The sequence below is a fragment of the Erwinia artemisiae genome, assembly GCF_051400835.1.
GTDB classification, from domain to species: Bacteria; Pseudomonadota; Gammaproteobacteria; order Enterobacterales; family Enterobacteriaceae; genus Erwinia; species Erwinia aeris.
In genome coordinates, this window is record NZ_JBLFFM010000015.1 from 1 (window position 1) to 21,043 (window position 21,043).

Annotated in this window: 15 protein-coding genes; all 15 read right to left on the reverse strand. The window is 52.4% G+C overall.

Annotated elements, in window-relative coordinates; translation table 11 throughout:
- A partial coding sequence (locus ACMGEE_RS20865; RefSeq protein WP_436830591.1) for a DUF6531 domain-containing protein occupies window positions 1–3,416 on the reverse strand: 3,416 nt, incomplete at its 3' end.
- Between the two features lie 3 nt (window positions 3,417–3,419).
- On the reverse strand, window positions 3,420–3,842 hold the full coding sequence (locus ACMGEE_RS20870; RefSeq protein WP_301253541.1) for a DcrB-related protein: 423 nt from the start codon (window positions 3,840–3,842) through the stop codon (window positions 3,420–3,422).
- The gene (locus tag ACMGEE_RS20875) at window positions 3,839–5,761 is read right to left on the reverse strand and encodes a type VI secretion system Vgr family protein (RefSeq protein WP_436830592.1); all 1,923 of its coding nucleotides are present in this window, start codon (window positions 5,759–5,761) and stop codon (window positions 3,839–3,841) included. Before ACMGEE_RS20875 ends, ACMGEE_RS20870 begins: the two co-directional genes overlap by 4 nt.
- A 121-nt stretch (window positions 5,762–5,882) precedes the next feature.
- Window positions 5,883–6,950, reverse strand: coding sequence for a hypothetical protein (locus ACMGEE_RS20880; RefSeq protein WP_436830593.1), 1,068 nt, complete (start codon window positions 6,948–6,950; stop codon window positions 5,883–5,885).
- Between the two features lie 13 nt (window positions 6,951–6,963).
- On the reverse strand, window positions 6,964–7,401 hold the full coding sequence (locus tag ACMGEE_RS20885) for a hypothetical protein (protein WP_436830594.1): 438 nt from the start codon (window positions 7,399–7,401) through the stop codon (window positions 6,964–6,966).
- Between the two features lie 700 nt (window positions 7,402–8,101).
- Entirely contained in the window at window positions 8,102–8,536 is a 435-nt protein-coding gene (locus ACMGEE_RS20890) for a hypothetical protein (protein ID WP_436830595.1), read from the reverse strand.
- Between the two features lie 358 nt (window positions 8,537–8,894).
- Window positions 8,895–9,959 carry a hypothetical protein gene (locus ACMGEE_RS20895; protein WP_436830596.1) on the reverse strand — a complete coding sequence of 355 codons (1,065 nt, stop codon included), beginning with the start codon at window positions 9,957–9,959 and terminating at the stop codon, window positions 8,895–8,897.
- A gap of 19 nt (window positions 9,960–9,978) precedes the next feature.
- Complete coding sequence (locus ACMGEE_RS20900) at window positions 9,979–10,416, reverse strand: hypothetical protein (protein ID WP_436830597.1); 438 nt, start codon at window positions 10,414–10,416, stop codon at window positions 9,979–9,981.
- Window positions 10,417–10,436: 20 nt separating this feature from the next.
- Complete coding sequence (locus tag ACMGEE_RS20905; protein WP_495849204.1) at window positions 10,437–11,411, reverse strand: PAAR domain-containing protein; 975 nt, start codon at window positions 11,409–11,411, stop codon at window positions 10,437–10,439.
- 305 nt (window positions 11,412–11,716) lie between these two features.
- Complete coding sequence (gene tri1, locus ACMGEE_RS20910) at window positions 11,717–12,811, reverse strand: ADP-ribosylarginine hydrolase Tri1 (RefSeq protein WP_436830599.1); 1,095 nt, start codon at window positions 12,809–12,811, stop codon at window positions 11,717–11,719.
- A complete protein-coding gene (locus tag ACMGEE_RS20915; protein ID WP_436830600.1) occupies window positions 12,808–14,145 on the reverse strand; it encodes a PAAR domain-containing protein in 1,338 nt (445 codons plus the stop codon). Before ACMGEE_RS20915 ends, tri1 begins: the two co-directional genes overlap by 4 nt.
- A 3-nt stretch (window positions 14,146–14,148) precedes the next feature.
- A complete protein-coding gene (locus ACMGEE_RS20920; RefSeq protein ID WP_436830601.1) occupies window positions 14,149–14,955 on the reverse strand; it encodes a DcrB-related protein in 807 nt (268 codons plus the stop codon).
- 17 nt (window positions 14,956–14,972) lie between these two features.
- Window positions 14,973–16,889 (reverse strand): type VI secretion system Vgr family protein, encoded by a 1,917-nt coding sequence (locus ACMGEE_RS20925; RefSeq protein WP_436830602.1) that lies wholly within the window; start codon window positions 16,887–16,889, stop codon window positions 14,973–14,975.
- A 79-nt stretch (window positions 16,890–16,968) separates the two neighbouring features.
- The gene (locus tag ACMGEE_RS20930; RefSeq protein ID WP_436830603.1) at window positions 16,969–18,387 is read right to left on the reverse strand and encodes a serine/threonine protein kinase; all 1,419 of its coding nucleotides are present in this window, start codon (window positions 18,385–18,387) and stop codon (window positions 16,969–16,971) included.
- A 25-nt stretch (window positions 18,388–18,412) separates the two neighbouring features.
- Window positions 18,413–21,022, reverse strand: coding sequence for a type VI secretion system ATPase TssH (tssH, locus tag ACMGEE_RS20935; protein WP_436830604.1), 2,610 nt, complete (start codon window positions 21,020–21,022; stop codon window positions 18,413–18,415).
- Window positions 21,023–21,043: the final 21 nt, after the last annotated feature.

The following is a 21,043-nucleotide window of genomic DNA, read 5'->3' on the forward strand; positions in this document are numbered from 1 at the left end:
TGCTCTTCCTTATAGGTGCGGACTTCACGCGTGACCTGCCCCGTTGCATCATAGCCAAAGCGCTGCTGCTGGTTTGCCCACTCGTTCTGCCGCGTTGCGCTGTCCGACACCAGCTGCTGCATCACCTGATCCAGACGATCCCAGCGATAGCGGCGCTCCAGCACCACGCCTGAACGATCGATAAAGCCGCTGCGGCGCATCACGATCCGCCCGACAGGATCGTAGCGCGTCTCCTGATGCAGCGCGCCCTGGGTGCGATCGATCTCACGATGCAGCTTATCGCGCTGATAGCCCGCGATTTCGCTCTGCTTACCGTGCATTTTCAGGTTCATCTGCAGCAGATGACCGGTGCCGTAGCGCAGGCAGTTCAGCTCGCGCCCGTCCGGCAGCGTGCTGCCGGTCAGGTTGCCCAGCGCGTCATACTGATGCGTGAACAGCCCGCCGCTGTTCTCTTCGCTGAGCAGGTTGCCCAGCGCGTCGCTGGTTAAGGTCAGTACTTCGGCTTCTGCCTCACGGCCTTCAGCTCGTGCCTTCTCCCATTCCGTCAGCGCTATCTTTCTGACTTCCACGCAGTCCGGGCCGTAGTGATATTCGGTACGGTGCTGCTGCGTAGTTTTCACCGTCAGGCGACTGACTTCATCATATTCAAACTGCGTGCGGTGAGGCGGCAGGTTTTCGCCTTCAACAGACAACGAATGCTGTACGACTTCCGTAACCTGGCCCAGCTCGTCATAACCATAGCTTTTGCGACGCCCCGCGTAGTCAATCTGCGCCAGCAGGCGCTGGCTGTTGTCATACTCGAACTGCCAGCGATCGCCGTTTGGATTGATTAACGCCGTCATCCGTCCAAAGCGATCGTACTGATAGCGGGTAATATGCCCTGCTGGATCGGTCTGGCTGACGATCTGCCCGCGCACGTTACGGGCCACGTGCCGCTCTGAAAAGCTGTCAACGTTCTCGCCAACCAGCATGCCGGCGCGATCGTATTCATATTCCGTTTCACGTCCGTCAGGACGCGTCAGGCACTGCAGACGACCCGCAGCGCTCCAGCGATAACGCGTAGTGTTGCCTTCCGCGTCCGTGCTGCTCAGCAACCTTCCCGCATCATCATACAGACGATAACTTTGGTTGCCGGAGCAGTCCTCGTCGCGCCGGAGCTGCCCGCGCTCGTTCCACCAGAAGCGATGCATGTTGTCCAGCGCGTCGGTGCGCGTGATTAAATCGCCCTGCTCGTTCCAGGTAAAACGGCTGGTACCGCCGAGCGGATCGGTTACCGCAATAACATCTCCGGCGTCGTTGTACTCGTATTGCCACACTGCACCGTCGGGCTGCACCTCTTTTAACGGAAACGCATAGGATGGATGCCAGAGGGTCGTAGTGGTCTGACCCAGCGGATCGCGCACCATCGACAGATTGGCGCGTTCATCGTAGTCATAGGTCCAGACCCGATCGCCCGGCGCAAGGGTAGCCATCAGCAGGTCGCCCTGCTCCGCCCAGCGGTATCGCCAGTGCGCGCCATAGCTGTCGATATAGTCGGTAATACGACAAAGCTCGTCCCAGCGATGCTGCGTGGTGCCGCCAGAAAAACAGGTCACGTTTGCGCTGCGATCTTCTTCGTCTGCATCGATCAGCCAGCGCTCCAGGCAATGCTGATGTTCGTCCAGCACCTGATACTCATATACGCGCCAGTAACGTGGATCGCGGGCTGGCTGCCACTGGTAGGCCACGGTCAGGCCGGTGGCGTAACTGTGCGAGGCCATCAGATCGCTGGCGCGATCCCAGCTGAAGCGGCGGGTTTCAACCCCATCAGCATCCTGCACCGCAATCAGCTGGCCCTGCGGGTTATAGCGATAATTCACCAGAGGACATAATTCCCCGGCGACCACCTGATGCAGCGCCGTCAGTCGGCCATATTGCGGTTCATAGCTCAGCCGCACGTCCAGCGCTTCGTTATCGCCAGCGATGGCGGTCAGCTGTCCGGCTTCGTTCCAGCTAAAATGCTGGCAGTTTTCATGACGGTCATAAATGCGGCCGATTCGCCATTCACCCTCACGCTGCGGATCCGGCTCGTAAAGATGAAACTCGCCTTGGGCGGTCTGCATGACGATAACGCCCTGCAGCGAGCAGAACAGCGTAAAGCCCTCTTCATCAAAACGCACCACGTCGCCTGGCGCAATCTCGCCCAGTCCCAGCTCCTGACCCGTTATGTCGCGCCAGGCAAACTGGAAAGTCCCGTCCGGATGACGAAAGCGGAGCAGACGCGTTTCAAACGGCAGCATCCAGCCCGTGCCCAGCAGACCGGTCGTCAGGTTGCGGCTGTGATAGATGCGCTGCCAGTAAAGCGGGATACGATCTTCCAGCACAAAATCCAGATCGTCCTGACCGGCCAGGATCTTGGCCCCGGTAGCATAGTTAACCGGGTGAAAACTCTGCATCGCCGCGGAGGAGATGGCGCCTGCGGCAACCGTTCCTCCGGCTTCAGAAACGATTGTACAGGTGATTTGCCGCAGCGCGCGCCGCGCAGCAACGCGGGTAAAAAGCTGTTCCAGCAGTTTTGCCCCTTCTTTACCGATACCGCCGCTCAGCAGGCCGCCGATAAAATAGGCCAGCATGTTTTTGCCGCTGCGAATATCGCGCACCACCACGCTGTCCCCGCCGATACGCACGCGCGGGTTATCGCTGACCTGAACAGTAGCTTCACAGGTGCTGCGATGCCCGTTACGCACTGCAGGATGGCCGTTGATCATCACCTTTTTCGAGCCTTCCGCCAGGAAATTGGCATTCTCGGCCAGATGCCCTTTGGTACAGGCGACGGTATCTTTATTGGCTGGCGTGGCATAAGGACTGGCACTGGCAACGGTCGGCTGAATCAAATCATCCCAAAGATTGCTAAACCAGTTGCCTACCGATTCAGCGTTAAGATGGCTGACCTTATCCAGCGCAGCGCTCACGGCATCGCCCGGATGACGGATAGTGGAAGCGATCCCGCCCGCCACGGCCATGGCAATATCTTTCAGCCCCGGCGCTTCTTCGCTGCCGACAGACGGCGAAGCCAGCCAGGCACGGCTTACGGTTCCTGCCGCGCGTGCAGCCGGTTTGCCCATGATCTTAACGTTATCAGAACCGCTGGTTATAACCGCATCCGGCGGCCCGCGCATGCCCAGCGTATCCAGCAGGCCGTCAACGGCGTCGCTGGCTTTGTTGCCCAATTTTTCAGGATAGCCGGATGCCATCGCACCCAGCATGGCTGCCGCGCCAACCGCGACGCCGGCTACCGGGTTGACGGCAAACAGCAGGCCAGCGCCGGCTAAAATGCCGGTATAGATAGCTCCTTCAACTAATCCGCTGACAAGATCCGCCAGTGCGGAGCTGTGCACTAAAGGATCGTCTAAACGAGCTGCGATCGAATCGGACATCACTCAAGCCTCCGATCCTGCGGCAGGAATAAACCCTTTTTTAATATCTTGCCAGACGGCCAGGGAAGCCGCATCGAAAGAGCCTGCGCGGCTAAAGGTCAACGTCATCAGATGCGTAGCGGTTCTGGCGACCAGCAGCTTTTGCACGACCGCCACGCCCTGGTTTTCAAAACGCATCGCCACTTCCTGCGCAGGCAGGCCGCCGAAAAGCGCCTCCTGCACTTTTTCAGCCGCGAATTTTTTCATATCGCGTTTCACTTTTTCCAACTGCTGTTGCAGATAGCGCGCTTCTTCGCCTTCCTGCACATCCCACGCTCGGGTCACGACCAGCGTGGCGCGTGCTTTGGGCAGTTTCAGTAAGGTGATGCTTTGTTCCTGGACCGCTTCAGGTAACGTCAGCGTGCCTTCGGATAAAATGTAATTCATGAATTGCTTCCTTTTTTATCGAAGGCCTGAAGAACCTCATAGCCGATAGTCATCGGTGTTGGATCGGGCGTGATGCCCGGCGTTGGCGTGCTGATATTCAGATCCAGCGTGCCGCCGGTATTGATTTGTCCGTTGCCGGTGGCGTTGATTTGGAACTGAATGCATTGCAACGAAATGGTGCCGTTGGGATCGAGCGTCAGCACGCTCTCGCCCGAAACAAAGCTGATGCCTTGTCCGGCGGCAATTTGCAAGCCATCCTGCGCCCAAAGCTCGTAATCTCCTCCCACCAGTTCATTACGTGATTTCTGTGTTTTCTGCACGTAAGCGCCGCTTACCGTGCTGGTAAAATCTTTATTAACGGATACCGTCTGATTACCGCCTACCGTGTGGGTTTCATCGTTTTTGATATTGGTATCCATATTCTTCTGCGCCTGGATCCACACCTGTTCCTCGCCCGCCTTATCTTCAAAGCGCAGCGCGTTGGCGTTGTCCGGCGTGCCGTCCTTCGAGCGGCTTAAAAAGCCCATCTGCGTTGCCGCGCCGGGCAGCGCCCACGGCGGCATGCTCGCCTCGTTGTACACGCGGCCCGTCACGATCGGCCTGTCCGGATCGCCGTTGATAAAGTCGATCACCACCTCGTCGTTGACGCGCGGGATCTGCACGCCGCCGAATCCCTGGCCCGCCCAGGCGCTCGACACGCGCACCCAGCACGAGCTGGTGTCGTCCCCTTTTGCCAGCCTGTCCCAGTGGAACTTCACCTTGATGCGCCCGTATTTATCCGTCCAGATGGATTCCCCCTTCGGCCCCACCACCTTCGCCGTCTGCGGCCCGTGCGTGCGCGGCCACGGCGTTTCCGGCGCCGCCCGGAACGTCACCGCCGACGGGATAACCCCGATGGCGATATTGTGCTTCGTGCCGCCGTCGCCCCCGCTGGCGTAGCGGTTCTCCTCGAAGTCGTAGTACGCGCTCACCGTCAGGTACTCACCGTTGTCGCTGAAGAACGGCGCGTTCAGCAGCGTGAAGGTGTTCCCCGGCGCCAGCCCCAGCGCCGTGCCCACCGCGCTTATCTGCTGGTGCTCCACCTGCCACACCTCCTGGCGGATTTTCGCGTAGTGCTCCCCGTGGTCGTGGTCCACGAAGTGCCCCGGCCAGTCGTACACGTCTATCTGCCCCGGCGCCGGCGAAGCCGGGTTCTGCCGCGCCTGCAGCATCCACGCGTTCGGCTTGCGGAAGTCGTAGTCGTCTATGCTGTAGATGCCCGGCGTCACGCTGTCCTCCATCTCCCACACGCTGATGCCCTCGGCGGAGGTGCTGCCGCCCGACGGCGTCGCGTGGTACGGAATAACCCCGTAGCCCGGAAAAGGCTGGTGCTGCCGCGCGCTGTCCGCCAGCACCAGCGTGTGCCTGTCCGCCTCGTGGCGGAAGAAGTAGTAAATCCCCTCCAGCTCCATCAGCCGGCTGATAAAGTCAAAGCTGCTCTCCTGGTACTGCACGCAGTACTCCCACACCCGGTAGCTGCCCGTCAGCCTGTCCTCCACCGTCACGCCGTACTCGTCCAGCAGCGTTTTGATTATCTGCACCACCGTCTGCCCCTGGAAGATGCGCAGGTTGCGGTCGCGCTTCATCGGCCACAGGTCCGGCTCCATGCTCAGGCGGTACACCGCGTAGCGCGTGCCGTTCAGCTCCTGGCTGTAGACCCCGGCGCGGGTGATTTTGCCGTTCAGGTAGCGCGTGCCCATGCCCTGCGTGGGGATACAGACGGTAACCGGCTGGCCCAGCAGCGTTTTGCGGTCGAGGCGCGCGTCGGGGCTCAGCAGCTCCACGGTGAACTCAAAGGCGTCGGCGAGCTTCTCCCGGCCGCTGAGCTTCCAGAACAGCAGGCCCTCAACCGGCAGGATGACGGTGATACGATCAAACATAGTAATTTCCCGGACTGGCAGGCCCGGCGGGACGCCGGGCGGATAAGATTTAGTAGGGTCAGACGGAGTGTGTTTTTAAGTGCAGGGTTGTCGTATTGGTACCTAAAAACCAGACATCAACTTAATGAGCCGAGATCTGCATGGTAGAGAAAATAATTTCCAGGCATCGCTTATTTTCTTCAAAATGATAGTCTTTTACGTTACGATGCCTGCCAACTAATTCTATATATGCCCATACGTTATTTTTATTGAAAACGTATGCCTGATAAAAAGCGCGCATATGGTCAGCTCTGCTGGTGATCTCACCCGTGCACGTAAATAAATCAATATTCAGACTGCTGTTAAAATCATTTTGGATGGGCTCCAGCTCGTTTGCTACCAGTGTTATTCCATTATCCTGCTGATGAAAACGCTCGGCACATTTATCAAAGATTTCTTCTGCCGAGTGAACCACAGTGTCAGGATAAAAGTATAAATTTATCGCACCATAATTAACATTTTCGATAGTATGCTCTATGAGCATTCTGTTTTCTGAAATAACTTTAGCTTTCCAGGATAACGGTACTTTAAACGAACTCCCTGCACCCAGATTAACGGTAGTTAATAATTCAGCCAGCGCCAGATTGCTACGATTTAAGAGATCCCAGTTAACCACGACAAAAAAGATATCATCAGCCAGCGCAGCATAATCTCGTGAAGCGCAGGAAGCTTTCAAAAGGAAGTAATTCCCACCGCCTTCCGCAGGATTGTAATCTTTTTGTATGGTATAGCGCGAGATGACTTCATCACCAGAGGCATGAACTTTGACTGTTAATACATCTGCAAACTTGCCGCTACCGTTGGGATTATTAATTAAACGCTGGTGCAGGATCTTTTCACCCATAATGGACAGCTTTTTGAACAGCCAGTCAGATGCGTTCATTTCCCACTCGCATCGCTCATAAGCTGCCCAAACCTCAAGGTAGGGCGTATCATCGGATGTAATGTAACGACCAATATTCACCAGCCCTACTTCCGGGAAGTCCACCGGATTAATTTCAGCGGGTTTCAGGCTTTGCGGTAAGGCTACCCAATAGTGCAGCATCTTCTCACTGGAAGAGGTGTAAAGACACTTCCAGTAGCGCTGCTGCATTTCCTCTTTAGTAAAAGGAGAGGCAAGCGGAAAGTCGTAGCTGATGTAATTGCTCATAACCCCCTCCTTTTTATCTACCTAACCAAATCCCATAAAGCATCAATGCAGATGCTGCGGAAACTAAACACTTTACGAAAAGAAGAAGTGACGGAGAAACACTTTTCGAAAAAGATGATAATTCTTCATAGTTCTGTGTATTATATTCCTTATGAAACCCCATGATATTTGAAAAGATGGAACAAAGTGCTACTATCAAGAATTTACTGCCAAGTACCGCGATACATGCTCCGCCTAAAGAGGCAGTGAGTTTTTTTGCGTCAGACATGGGCATAAAGTGCCATGAAGTTATCATGTTATACATTAGCCTGCCAAACAGAGCAGTTCCAATTAAAACACCAATTACTTTAGCTGCAAACAAAAGCCAATCTTTTTTAGAAAAACTGTCTTTTCCATTCCACACATACCATAGAGAAATAGCTAAAAATATAAGGAAACCTAACCAAGGCATACACAACCCACTAAATTAAAAGTTAAAGACCTGTTAGCACAGTAGTATAACCAGAATTAATAACTAAGATGTATTTTCCTGATTCCCCCTGATCTTTGCATTAATTCAAACTGTGTTCCAGAAAGATATAAGACTTCAGCTTCATGGCTATATTAAGACAAAAAGGATATATCATTAATTGAAGAACCCTCTGCAACAGCATTCATATTTCCAGAAAATAGATTCGCAGAGGAAGTATTAATAAAATCCATATCTAAATCTACGTACCATTTTTATTCAATGAAAACATCTCTTCAGGAAATGAAATTTTCTCTCTTGAATTTTCATAATAATGAAAAATCTCAGTGCGATTATTGAATATATTTCCTGCCTCCTCTGGGTTATAATATTTTTGCACAACCACTCAGACGCGTTCATTTCCCACTTGCATCGCTCATAAGCTACCCAAAACTTAAAATAGAACATATCATCGGATGTAATATAACGACTAACATTCACCAGGTCTACTTCCGGGAAGTCCACAGGCTTGATGTCAGCAGGTTTCAAGCTTTACAGTAGGGCTACCCAGTAGTGCAGCATTTTCTCATTAAAAGACGTGTAAAGGCTCTTCCAATAACGGTACAGCATTCAATTTTTAGTAAAATAGACACAAAGTGGAAAAATATAGTTGATGTTGTTATACATAGCTTTCATTTTATTACTATCCTAACCAGATGCCATAAACCGCAAGTATGCTACCGAAGGAGACCAGGCATTTTATTAAAACGATGAATAAAGATGATGTTTCCTTTGAAAGAGATAACAATGTCGGGTAATATCGTGGATTATATTTTTTATGAAAGTCAGAAATACTACTAAAAATAGTGCACAGGCCAACAACCCCAAGCTTTCCACCAAGGACAAAAAGACATGAGGTAAAAAAATTTAACACCCCAATTTTTACCGTAGCAACCGATGAGAATTGCCATACGGAGAGCAAACCTTTCAACGAAAATGTTAATAAAAAAGTAACAAAGAAAACAGCGATAAATTTAGCAAGCAATAGCCACCACTCTTTTTTACGGAAAGTATTATTACCATTCCAGACGTAAGCTACAGTTGCTATTGAAAAAAATAAAAAACCCGACCATTCCATCTTTATACATCCTGATAGCTATTCATTGGCCTGTCCTCCACGCTCTATCATGTACTCGCCCTGTAGCGTTTTGATGATGGCGACTATCGTCAGGCCCAGGAAGCTCCGCCTGCTGAGTTCTAACAAGAGTAGGCCATTAGTCAGCAGAAATGACAGTGAAACGATCAATTCCCCAGACTGGCAGGCCCGGCAGTAAGCCGGGCTGGTTGATAATCTGCAAGATAGCAGCGCTGTTACTGGCCACTGCCCTCAAATAGCTGGTTAATATGTCTTAGCTATAGCGGATAAAAAGTTGGCCTGTAAATAAAACCGACTCGCTGTAAAGCCTCTTTAAAAAGATGTTCCTGATGTGCCTCAGTTAGCTAACCTTTATATTTAGAGTGGCCAAAATTATCTCCAGGCAGCGTTTGTTAGCTTCGAAGTTATAGTTTTCATTATTACGTTGTTGGCCGACCAGCTCAATATAGCACCATACACCCGAATCATTAAAGATATAGCTTTGATAGAAGGCTCGAATCTTTTCCTTCTCGCTATATAATTCGCCAGTACAGGTTTGTATTGAGCCCAGCTCAGGATTAATGTCATTCGGAAAATCTTCCAGCTCATTTGCTGTAAGGATTACGGAATCATCGTGCTGAACAAAACGAGCTGTTGATTTATTAAAGACATCTTCATGTGCATGGCATTCGTCGGCAGAATAGAAATAGAAATTAATGACACCAGTACTGAGATTATCAGTTGTATGATCGACAACAATTCTGTTTTTTTCAATTATTTTAGCATGCCAGGAAACAGGAATTTTAAAAGCACTTTCACCTCCCAGATCTACTGAGGTGAGTAATTCAGCCATAGCTAAATTACTGCGATGCAAAAGATCCCAATTTACAGCTGTAAAATAAATATCACGCGCCAGTGCGGTATAATCGTGAGAGGCACAGGAAACTTTTAGCAAAAAATAGTTCCCGCCACCTTTATCTTTATTATAATCCTTTTGCACAGTATATCTTGAGATCACCTCATCACCGGAAGAGTGAACCTTGATAGTTAAAACATCAGCAAAAATACCATTTTCAACGGCTTTGCCCACAAGACGGCGATGAAGGACTTTTTCACCCGACAGAGCGAGCTTTTTAAATAACCAGTCGGATGCGTTCATTTCCCATTGACAGCGCTCATAAGCTGCCCAGACTTCAAGGTAAGGCGAGTCGTCAGTAGTAAAATAGCGGCCAATATTTGTTAATCCCGTTCCGGGAAAAGCTACCGGCTCCAATTCTGCTGGCTTAAGGCTTTTTGGTAATACCACCCAGTAATGCAGCATCTCTTGTTCTGAAGAAGTATAAAGGCACTTCCAGAAATGCCGTTCAATCTCTTCCTTAGTGAAACCAGGAGCAACAGGGAATCCATATTCGATATCAAACTCCATAGAACATCTCCCTTCTGATTCAATTCGTAAACCAAATACCATAAAGCATCAATACAGCCCCCAAAGATACTAAACACTTAGCAAAAATCAAAAGACCTGGGGCCAACTTACTGGTAACTGGCGAAAACTTTTTATAATTTTCATAATTATATTGTTTGTGAAAACCCATGATTCGGCCAAATATAGCCGATATTGCTACAATTAAAAACCTCATTCCCCATACCACTATAAATGAGGCACCTATTTCTTCCATTAAATCGCCGGCAGCATCATTAGTAAATCCAGGGATGATGGCCACCAGAAACTTAAGAAAAAATCCCAAAACAATAATCCCCAGGAATACACCGATCAATCCCTTACTCACGCTCACTAATTTTATTTTCCCGGAGGATAGGTTAGCGCGCCAGACAAAATAAAGCGTTACAGCTAAAAAAAACAACAAAGCTATCATTTTCATAAAAAAACTCCTACGAGAAATTAGTCACCAATCAAAACTGTCTTACACCCGTCGATAATACTACCCTCACCACCGCCGCTTTTCTGGCCCCCCTCCGTATGCTCATCCTTACCAAAGAATAATTTACGTAGTGGCTCAATGAATATTTTCAGATCAACGCCCGTGCCCAATCCTAACCAATAAGAAAATTTACCGCTGGCTTTAAAATTGAATGAGTGATCCGTATTATCCTTGTAAGCGGCTAAACTGGCTGAAGCACCAACCCCCCCCAAATTCACTTCCGCTTTTGCATTTGCTATCGCGATTCCATATAGGTTAACTTTCCGTTCAACTTTTTCTTTAACGGCCGTTGCTTCCGCGCCGCCTTCAAAATTGATCCCGTAACGCCCTTGATTGCCGGTATAAACTTCAGCAATCAGGTTTGCCTCAGCAGTCGCCAATGTTACGCTTGCGTTGGCAGTGCCATATAACGTATTTTCTTTTCCAGCAGAGCCTGTAATACCATATTGCATGCCTGTTGCTTTCGCGCTGGTATTAATACCATAAATATCTCCGCCGCCATTATAATAAGATCCGCTGGCATTAGCCTGTGCTATCTTATTATTTAGCTCGCCTTTTAACAGGCCATCGCTGTCTGCAATCCTCAACGTAAGATCTTCAAGAACAAATCCGCTTGAAACCGTATCGTAACTGCCATCATTGCTGTTGTCTTTCAGGCTGGCATAAGCCCCTAACATGTAGGCATCATAATGATCGCCATGTATTTTACCGTCTTCACCGGCCTTTTTAGCCAGCGAGCCGCCCCAGTATTGTGGAGCCGCAGGTTTAGGTTTTGCAGGAGCTGATGCGCCGCCAGCGTTACACTGGGTTTTATCGCCCTGCCGGGCGAGCGATACGCCGTTAACCAGCACGCTGCCGGAACCACCGACAATAATGCCGCTGCCGTGCTGCGTACAGGAAGGCATAGCGGTTCTCCTCAAAATCTTAGTACACACTTACCCTCAGATACTTGCCGTTGTCGCTAAAAATCGGTGCATTCAGCATCCCGAGGGAGCATCAGGCCCTCAACCGGCAGGATGACAGTGAGAAGTTGATTGCAGGTCTGGCTGCTGATGCTGATGCTGATGCTGATGCTGATGCTGATGCTGATGCTGATGCTAGCTTTTACGGTAATAACCTATAAGGGTTCTAACAAACGCATTTAGATAAACTATTAGCGCTGCGGCTTTCCGCTTTAATATTATAGCTCTTCACCAAAAAACAGTAAAAAATCAACCATCTAATATAAAAACAAAATGTTTTAAGATTCACAAGGTGCCTGAGTGAACAACTGTTGAGCAATGGAAGCAATGCGCTTTTCTTGTACTAGTTTACCACGCCACTCCTGAGGAATATTCGAATAACCATATAATGCTCCGGCAATCTGGCCTGCTGTCGCAGCCACACTATCAGCATCATCTCCCAAATTAGCAGCAAGTAATATTGCGTCACGGAAGTTATTCGTATTCCATACGGCCCACATTGCAGCTTCAAGTGTATCGATAACGTAGCCGCTTGAGCGGATTTGATCGCGGCTTTTTTCTTTGTATTCACCTGCATTAATCAGTAATACTCTTAATGAACAAGGCCATACATGAGGAGAAAAAGTATCCTGCTTTGTGTATCCATTAAGTAAGTAATGTAAAATCAATCCCAGAAACTGGCAACTGTTTATCGATTCAGCTGAGCCATGAGTAGCCAGACTCTGCCTTTTAGAATCATTCCAGTTTTTATAAAGGGAGTTGCGGTGATAAATAGCCACAGGAGCATGTCTGATGATTGCGGCATTACCTGCAGTTTCAACACCTGTGTTGCCAAACCAGTCATCTCCTTTTTTTAAATATTCTTCAAGAGCGCATCTCGTAGTATTGCCAATATCAAAACATCGGCCATTGCTACTATTTTCACCATAATGATACCAGCGCACCAGATTTTCTCTGAAAATATGCATGTCCATTTTACCTGCCGAAATGTAAGTTTCAGCCAGGCAAAGAGCCATAGATGTATCATCGGTCCATTCTCCTGCTTTGAGTGAAAATGGTCCGCCACCAACCATATCATTTACAACAGAACGATCTCTGGGAAGAAACTCTAAGGTAGTCCCAACCGCATCACCAATGGCCAGTCCAATCAAAGCGCCTTTAGCTCTGTCAAGAGCATCGTCATCAGATATTAGTCTTTGCTTATTTTTCATCCATTCCGGTTTTTTTTGACTAGCGGTATGTTCTAAATTTGCTCTGGTTGGTGTCGCATATTCCATTCTATTCTGAAGCTGCCTTGACACTGGCGGTGTGAGATGTGAGTACTTTTGAGCATATAGCGATAAAGTGAATTCATCTTCTCTGATGTCAATCATGGTCTTTCCTCATAACTAAGATGTATCTTCCCATTTTGCTCTACTCTTTGCATTACTTCAAATTTTGTTCCAGGTGGATATAAAACTTCAGCCTCATGGTTATATTGAGATAAGAATGATATATCTTTCCCTGAAGTACCCTTTACCACAATATTTATATTGCCAGCAAATGGATCTGCAGAGGAAGTGCTCATAAAGGCTCCATCTGAAACTATATTTCCCTTTTGATTTAATGATAATATCTCTTCAGGCAATGAGCTTATCCCTCTTGAAGTTGCACCATCATACAGAGGTAATTTACTTAAGCCATTTGCTGCATGACCTGCAAAAGCATTCAATTCAGGCGTTAAAACAGTCTGCCCACGTAATGCTGGGTTAAGTGATGTGTATCCTTCATTAGTTGTATACCCATATAACGCCCCAATTTCATCATCACTTAATTTATTTATAAATTCTGGTGCATTCATTAATGTATTTTCTTTCCCTGCGTTTATCCAGCTTTCGGCAGTGTCTTTGCCGACTGCATCTGCAAGAGACATTTTTGGCATTTCAGGCACTGGTTCAAAAAGCGTCTCAGGTTCAATTTTTAATAAATCTATGCTACGCCACGCATCAAACTTTGTGCCCCCTTTACCACCGGCAGCTCCACCAATCAGTCCTCCAAGCAGCATTGACCATTTTTGACCATCGCTTCCTTCGCCAAAAAATTTACCACCAATATAATTACCTGCGTAGCCACCACCCAATGCGCCAAGAGTACTTAAAATGGCTATCGCTGGTGACGCCAACACGCCTATAGCTGCAGCGCCAACCCCCAGCATTACCCAGTTTATCCAGCCCGGTACTTCAGGATTTATATCATCCGTTTGCTGCTTGCTTCCACCGATAAAAACATTTGAGGAACCTGAAAATATCTCGGCACTACAGGTGAGACGATCTCCAACCCGCGCTGCAGGAAAGTTATTAATATAAACATTGATTGATCCCTCAGCGACCCGTTGCCTTGATCCACTGTGCTCATTACATTCACCGAGCGACAAATGGGCTCGGATAGCCGCACGATTGTTAATGATTACATCTGGAGAACCATCTACCAGTTTTCCTGTACTGTGTCGCGGAGCCCATGACATACTTCCTATCATCTCTCCAACGCCACCAGCCGCCGTTGCACCAGCTGCGGCGGCGGCGATAACTGCTACTACTGCTGCGCCGCCAGTCACTACTACAGCTGCAGCACCTAAGATAGCCCCCCCAATCAATCCAGCTATCATCCAACTTTGTGACGCCGTATGGGCTATATCATCAAGTTCGCGGGCTGCATTGAACTCACTCATGAATCAGGCATTCCTGTTTGACCGAATAAAAGCAGTAATAGCATCAATAGTATTAAGCGTGGCCGGGCCTTTTACCGAGCGGCATACAAGTAAGATTGACAACATGTGTTGGGCCTTTCTAGGCGAAGAAGTCCATAACGCATAGCGCGTCGCCTCCTGCTCCACCGCCTTAGGCAAAGGAGCGATGTGTAGAGGATTGCCTGTAGCATCGTAAAACAGATAAGCTCCATTCAAAGCCCGTTGCAGATTAATATGCTGATAAAGGTCGTTTAATGTTTCAAAAACGAATAGCTCTTTACTATCATTATCCAAGGCGAAATAGACTTTTTCACTTGTCGCTGGAAGGGCTTCTTCAATAAATTCATCTTTCTCTTCCTGACAAAAGCGGATGCTATTGATTATGTTTTGATATTGTCTTTGATAATACTCGTCAAAATCATCCGTACATGTTCCAATAAAACAGACCATTTTTCTTCCCCGAGCGTTATCGTTCAAAAGGATTACGGACTGTTTCTGCCAGATCAACGCATTACCGTTTTTAAAATGATAGAAAATTTCTGCAGCGGGCTGACCATCTATCAGAATTGAGTTCGATGATTCCAACGCAAAATCTTGTAGCGTTAAATTCATTTCTTTAACTAAGCGCGATGCGATGCTTTTTATATCGTCATCAAAACTTGCTGTCGCACGTGACACTACAAACGTAAATTCACTTGCGTTATTTTCACTCATTGTAAAAAGATTCATCGTGCGATCTTTAAATATGTCCGGCAGATTAATCGACGCCTCATTAATTTTATACGTAGCCATAGCCTCTCCTGGGGAAATTATTTATTTTTTAAAAAATCATTTAATTGTGATTGCATGACCTCTTTGTGGCTATTACCTGGTGGAATCGCGGCTGTAACTCCATCTGATGGATTAAGATGTAATTCACAACCAGTATTAATCTCCCCAGTTTTATCAACCGTTATATTGAAATTAACTCCAGTAATATTAATATTGCCATCCTGATTTAGTTCAATAATGCTTTTACCGCATTCTAATCTTATTGATTCACCCGATCCTATAATGTAAGTGCCTACAGCATTGTCAGTCTTATTATTTCCTGTAAGCATAGTCGAATTACCTTTTACACCGATTATCTGATCTTTAGTTACCCGATGCTCTTCATTTTCGCCAACGTAGTGATGATAGTTTTTCCCGACAACGTGCGTGGCGTCGGCCTTAACGTGCGTATCCATATTCTTCTGCGCCTGGACCCACACCTGCTCTTCGCCCGCCTTATCTTCAAAGCGCAGCGCGTTGGCGTTGTCCGGCGTGCCGTCCTTCGAGCGGCTTAAAAAGCCCATCTGCGTTGCCGCGCCGGGCAGCGCCCACGGCGGCATGCTCGCCTCGTTGTACACGCGGCCCGTCACGATCGGCCTGTCCGGATCGCCGTTGATAAAGTCGATCACCACCTCGTCGTTGACGCGCGGGATCTGCACGCCGCCGAATCCCTGGCCCGCCCAGGCGCTCGACACGCGCACCCAGCACGAGCTGGTGTCGTCCCCTTTTGCCAGCCTGTCCCAGTGGAACTTCACCTTGATGCGCCCGTATTTATCCGTCCAGATGGATTCCCCCTTCGGCCCCACCACCTTCGCCGTCTGCGGCCCGTGCGTGCGCGGCCACGGCGTTTCCGGCGCCGCCCGGAACGTCACCGCCGACGGGATAACCCCGATGGCGATATTGTGCTTCGTGCCGCCGTCGCCCCCGCTGGCGTAGCGGTTCTCCTCGAAGTCGTAGTACGCGCTCACCGTCAGGTACTCACCGTTGTCGCTGAAGAACGGCGCGTTCAGCAGCGTGAAGGTGTTCCCCGGCGCCAGCCCCAGCGCCGTGCCCACCGCGCTTATCTGCTGGTGCTCCACCTGCCACACCTCCTGGCGGATTTTCGCGTAGTGCTCCCCGTGGTCGTGGTCCACGAAGTGCCCCGGCCAGTCGTACACGTCTATCTGCCCCGGCGCCGGCGAAGCCGGGTTCTGCCGCGCCTGCAGCATCCACGCGTTCGGCTTGCGGAAGTCGTAGTCGTCTATGCTGTAGATGCCCGGCGTCACGCTGTCCTCCATCTCCCACACGCTGATGCCCTCGGCGGAGGTGCTGCCGCCCGACGGCGTCGCGTGGTACGGAATAACCCCGTAGCCCGGAAAAGGCTGGTGCTGCCGCGCGCTGTCCGCCAGCACCAGCGTGTGCCTGTCCGCCTCGTGGCGGAAGAAGTAGTAAATCCCCTCCAGCTCCATCAGCCGGCTGATAAAGTCAAAGCTGCTCTCCTGGTACTGCACGCAGTACTCCCACACCCGGTAGCTGCCCGTCAGCCTGTCCTCCACCGTCACGCCGTACTCGTCCAGCAGCGTTTTGATTATCTGCACCACCGTCTGCCCCTGGAAGATGCGCAGGTTGCGGTCGCGCTTCATCGGCCACAGGTCCGGCTCCATGCTCAGGCGGTACACCGCGTAGCGCGTGCCGTTCAGCTCCTGGCTGTAGACCCCGGCGCGGGTGATTTTGCCGTTCAGGTAGCGCGTGCCCATGCCCTGCGTGGGGATACAGACGGTAACCGGCTGGCCCAGCAGCGTTTTGCGGTCGAGGCGCGCGTCGGGGCTCAGCAGCTCCACGGTGAACTCAAAGGCGTCGGCGAGCTTCTCCCGGCCGCTGAGCTTCCAGAACAGCAGGCCCTCAACCGGCAGGATGACGGTGATACGATCAAACATAGTAATTTCCCGGACTGGCAGGCCCGGCGGGACGCCGGGCGGATAAGGAATGGACAGGAACTGAGCGGCGCGCGCGGCCTCAGCTTTGCGGGTTCAGCAGCCATACGCCTTCGCGATCGACGGTAATGCGCTGATCGCGGGTTTGGCCGCTGTTGCTGATGCTGAAACGGTAATCGCCCGGCGGCAGCTGCAGCATAGCGAAGCCGTTCGGCGACGGCACCAGCGCCTGCGGATTGCCGTTCATCGCTACTTTATCGCCCGGCAGCAGCTTGATATAGACCTGGGCGACAGGCTCCGGCGGTGGCGCAGGTTCGGCGGCATTCACCGTTTCCGCTGGCGGCTGAGAGGCCGTTGGCGTTACTGCAGGCGCAGAAGTTGCCGCTGGCGCATTCGTGGCGGCCGTCTGCGGCGCATCGTCGCTGCCGCCGCCCGCCATCAGCGCGCCCACGCCAATCCCCACCAGCACGCCTGCGGCAATCAGGCCAGGCACCATAAAGCGCTTCAGCCCGGCGGCTTTTGGCGCAGCCTGCTCTTCTTCTACCGGCACCAGCATGGTGCCAGGCCCGCTGACCTTCACCTCAACGATTTCACTGATATCGCTGGCGGAAAGCGCCATCAGCGCCGCCAGCTCGTCTATGGTCTGCGGCCGATCTTCCGGTTGCAGCGCCAGCGCGCGGTCAATCGCGTGCAGCAGCGGCAGCGAGTAGCCGGCGGGCTTCTGCTGCACCAGCGGCTTATAGTTATCCTCGATGCTGCGCACCACGCTGACCGGCGGTGGCGAGCCAACAATCAGCGTATGCAGCACTGCGCCCAGCGCATAGATATCGGTCCAGGTGCCCTGCTCGCTCTCGTTGTCGTCGCTGTACTGCTCAATCGGCGCAAAGCCCGGCTTGAGCATGGTTTCGGTTTCATCAGAAAGGTTGCCGATAGCCTTGCGGGCGGAACCGAAGTCCAGCAGCACCGGCACGCCGTTTTCCTGGATCTGGATATTATCCAGCGAGATATCGCGATGCAGATAGCCTTCGCGGTGGATAGTATTGATAGCGCCGAACAGCGGCGGCAGCAGGCAGCGGATCCAGGCTTCGCTAATCATCTCCGGGCGGCGGCTGTGCAGCTGCGACAGCGTGGTGCCGGTATAGAACGCCGTGCCCATATAGGCGGTATCGTTCTGCACCCAAAAGCGCAGCACGTGCAGCAAATTCGGATGATTAAAGCGGGCCAGCAGGCGCGCCTCCTGAATAAAGCTGTTCAGCCCGGCGTGAAACGTTTTGCTGAAGCGCTCGCTGCGCAGTACCAACGTCAGATCGTCGCTGCGCACCGCCAGCGAGGCGGGCATAAACTCTTTGATGGCGATGGTGCGTTCAAGCTGATGATCCCAGGCGCGATAGACGATACCGAAGCCGCCGCCGCCGATGACCTCTTTAATTTCAAACTCGTTAAAGCGGTAGCCCACCGGCAGAGCGCCAGGAATGGCTCGCGGAATATCTTGTTCTGACATATTGGACAACTCTCTTAATTGCGGCTTACGCCTCAAACTGACACTGGAACTCGCCGTCGTGCAGGGTTACCCGCAGGCGCTGGTACTGCTCTTCACGCCGGTGTGCGTCCAGCAGCAGCTGGCTCATCTGCGGCAGCAGCGTGTTGGTAAGGATGGCATCGACCATACGGCCGCCGGATTCTACCTCGGTGCAGCGCTGAACGATGCGTGCAATCACGCTGTCATCCACCTCGGAGACGATGCCGTGGTTCTGCGCCAGACGCTGCTGGATGCGCTTTAGCTGTAGCCGCACAATGCTGGCGAGCATGTCGTCGCTCAGCGGATAATAAGGCACCACCAGCAGACGGCCCAGCAAAGCCGGCGGGAAAACCTCCAGCAGCGGCCCGCGCAGCGCGCCCGCCAGCGCGTCCGGTTCCGGCATCAGTTCCGGATCGGCGCACATGGCGCTGATAAGCTGCGTGCCGACGTTGGAAGTCAGAATAATCAGCGTGTTGCGGAAGTCGATATGACGCCCTTCGCCATCTTCCATCCAGCCTTTATCAAAGACCTGGAAGAAAATTTCATGCACGTCGGGATGCGCCTTCTCGATTTCGTCCAGCAGCACCACGCTGTAAGGACGACGGCGCACGGCCTCGGTCAGCACGCCGCCTTCGCCATAGCCGACATAGCCCGGCGGCGCGCCTTTCAGCGTAGAAACGGTGTGCGCTTCCTGAAACTCGCTCATATTGATGGTGATAATGTTCTGCTCGCCGCCGTAGAGCGTTTCGGCCAGCGCCAGCGCGGTTTCGGTTTTGCCGACGCCGGACGGGCCGCAGAGCATAAAGACGCCGACCGGCTTATTCGGGTCGTCCAGCCGCGCGCGGGAGGTGCGCACGCGTTTGGCGATCAGATCCAGGCCGTGGCGCTGACCAATTACGCGCTCGTTCAGCGTGTCGGCCAGCTTCAGCACCGCGTCGATTTCGTTTTTCATCATGCGGCCCAGCGGGATGCCGGTCCAGTCGGCAACTACAGCGGCGACCACGTTGGCATCGACGGCGGCAAACAACAGCGGCGCTTCGCCCTGTAGCGTTTTCAGCTGCTGCTGCTGCTCTGCGAGCTGCTGCTGAAGGGCGGTGACATCTTCCGCATCATCCTTATGCAGCCGCTCGCGCAGCGCGATAATGGCGTCCACCAGCCCGCGTTCGCTCTGCCAGCGTGCCGTCAGTTCATCGCGCTGGCGGCCTAGCGCAGCCAGCTGTTCGCTGATTTTTACCGCCCGGGACGCATCGCCAATCGCCACTTTCGCCTCGCGCTCCGCTATCTCTTTTTCAATCGAAAGCGCGTGGATGCGGTGCAGGCAGTCTTCCAGCTGCGGCGGCTGCGCGCTCTGGCTGACGGCGACGCGGGCGCAGGCGGTATCCAGCAGCGCCACGGCTTTGTCGGGCAGCTGGCGTGCCGGAATATAGCGATGCGAAAGCTTAACCGCCGCCGCCACGGCCTCATCCAGCAGCAGGACGCGATGGTGCTTCTCCAGCGTGGTGACGGTGCTGCGCAGCATCAGCAGCGCTTTCTCTTCGTCCGGCTCCTGCACCTGCACGGTCTGGAAACGCCGGGTCAGCGCCGGATCTTTCTCGATATATTTTTTGTATTCCGCCCAGGTGGTCGCGCCGATAGTGCGCAGCTGGCCGCGAGCCAGCGCGGGTTTTAACAGGTTGGCGGCATCGCCCGTGCCCTGCTGGCCGCCCGCGCCGATCAGCGTGTGGATCTCGTCGATAAACAGGATGATCGGCGTCGGGCTGGACTGCACTTCATTGATCAGCGCCTGAAGCCGCGCCTCAAATTCGCCTTTCATGCCCGCGCCGGCCTGCAACATACCGATATCCAGCAGCCACAGCTGCACGTTGCGTAGCGGCTCCGGCACGTCGTCTGCCGCCATGCGCAGCGCCAGGCCTTCCACCACCGCCGTTTTGCCGACGCCCGCTTCGCCGGTCAGCAGCGGGTTGTTCTGGCGGCGACGCATCAGGATATCCACCATCTGGCGGATCTCTTCATCGCGTCCGGCGATCGGATCGATCTTGCCTTCGCGCGCGCGCGCCGTCAGATCCTGCGCGTACTGTGCCAGCGTGCTTTTTTGCTGCGGCACGGCACCCTCCTGGACGGGCGCGGCGGTGATGCTGCTCTCCTTGCTGTTGGCGAACACGCTGTCGAACTGCTCCAGCAGCGTATCGGCGCTGATACGGCCAAACTGCGGCGAAATGCTTTTCAGCACGTTGGCCAGATTGAACGTTTTCAGCAGGCCAATCAGCAGATGGCCGCCACGGATCTGCTGCACGCCGAACTTCAGCGAGCCGTACACCCAGGCGCGCTCAACCGCGCTGTCGATATGTTCGGACAGATCCGACACCGCGCTGGCGCCGCGAGGCAGACGATCCAGCGCCCCGACGATATCGCGCGTCAGCGCCTCTTCATCCAGTGAAAAATAGCGGATCGCCTGTTGCAGATCGCCTTCCTGCTGCTGCATCAGCTGATGCAGCCAGTGCACCAGCTCCACATAGGGATTGCCGCGCAGCTTGCAGAAGGCGGTGGCGCTTTCCAGCGAGGTAAATAACAGCGTGTCCAGTTTGCCGAACAGTACGGCGCGGCTGATTTCTGACATGGTTGTTCTCGGTAAGTAGAT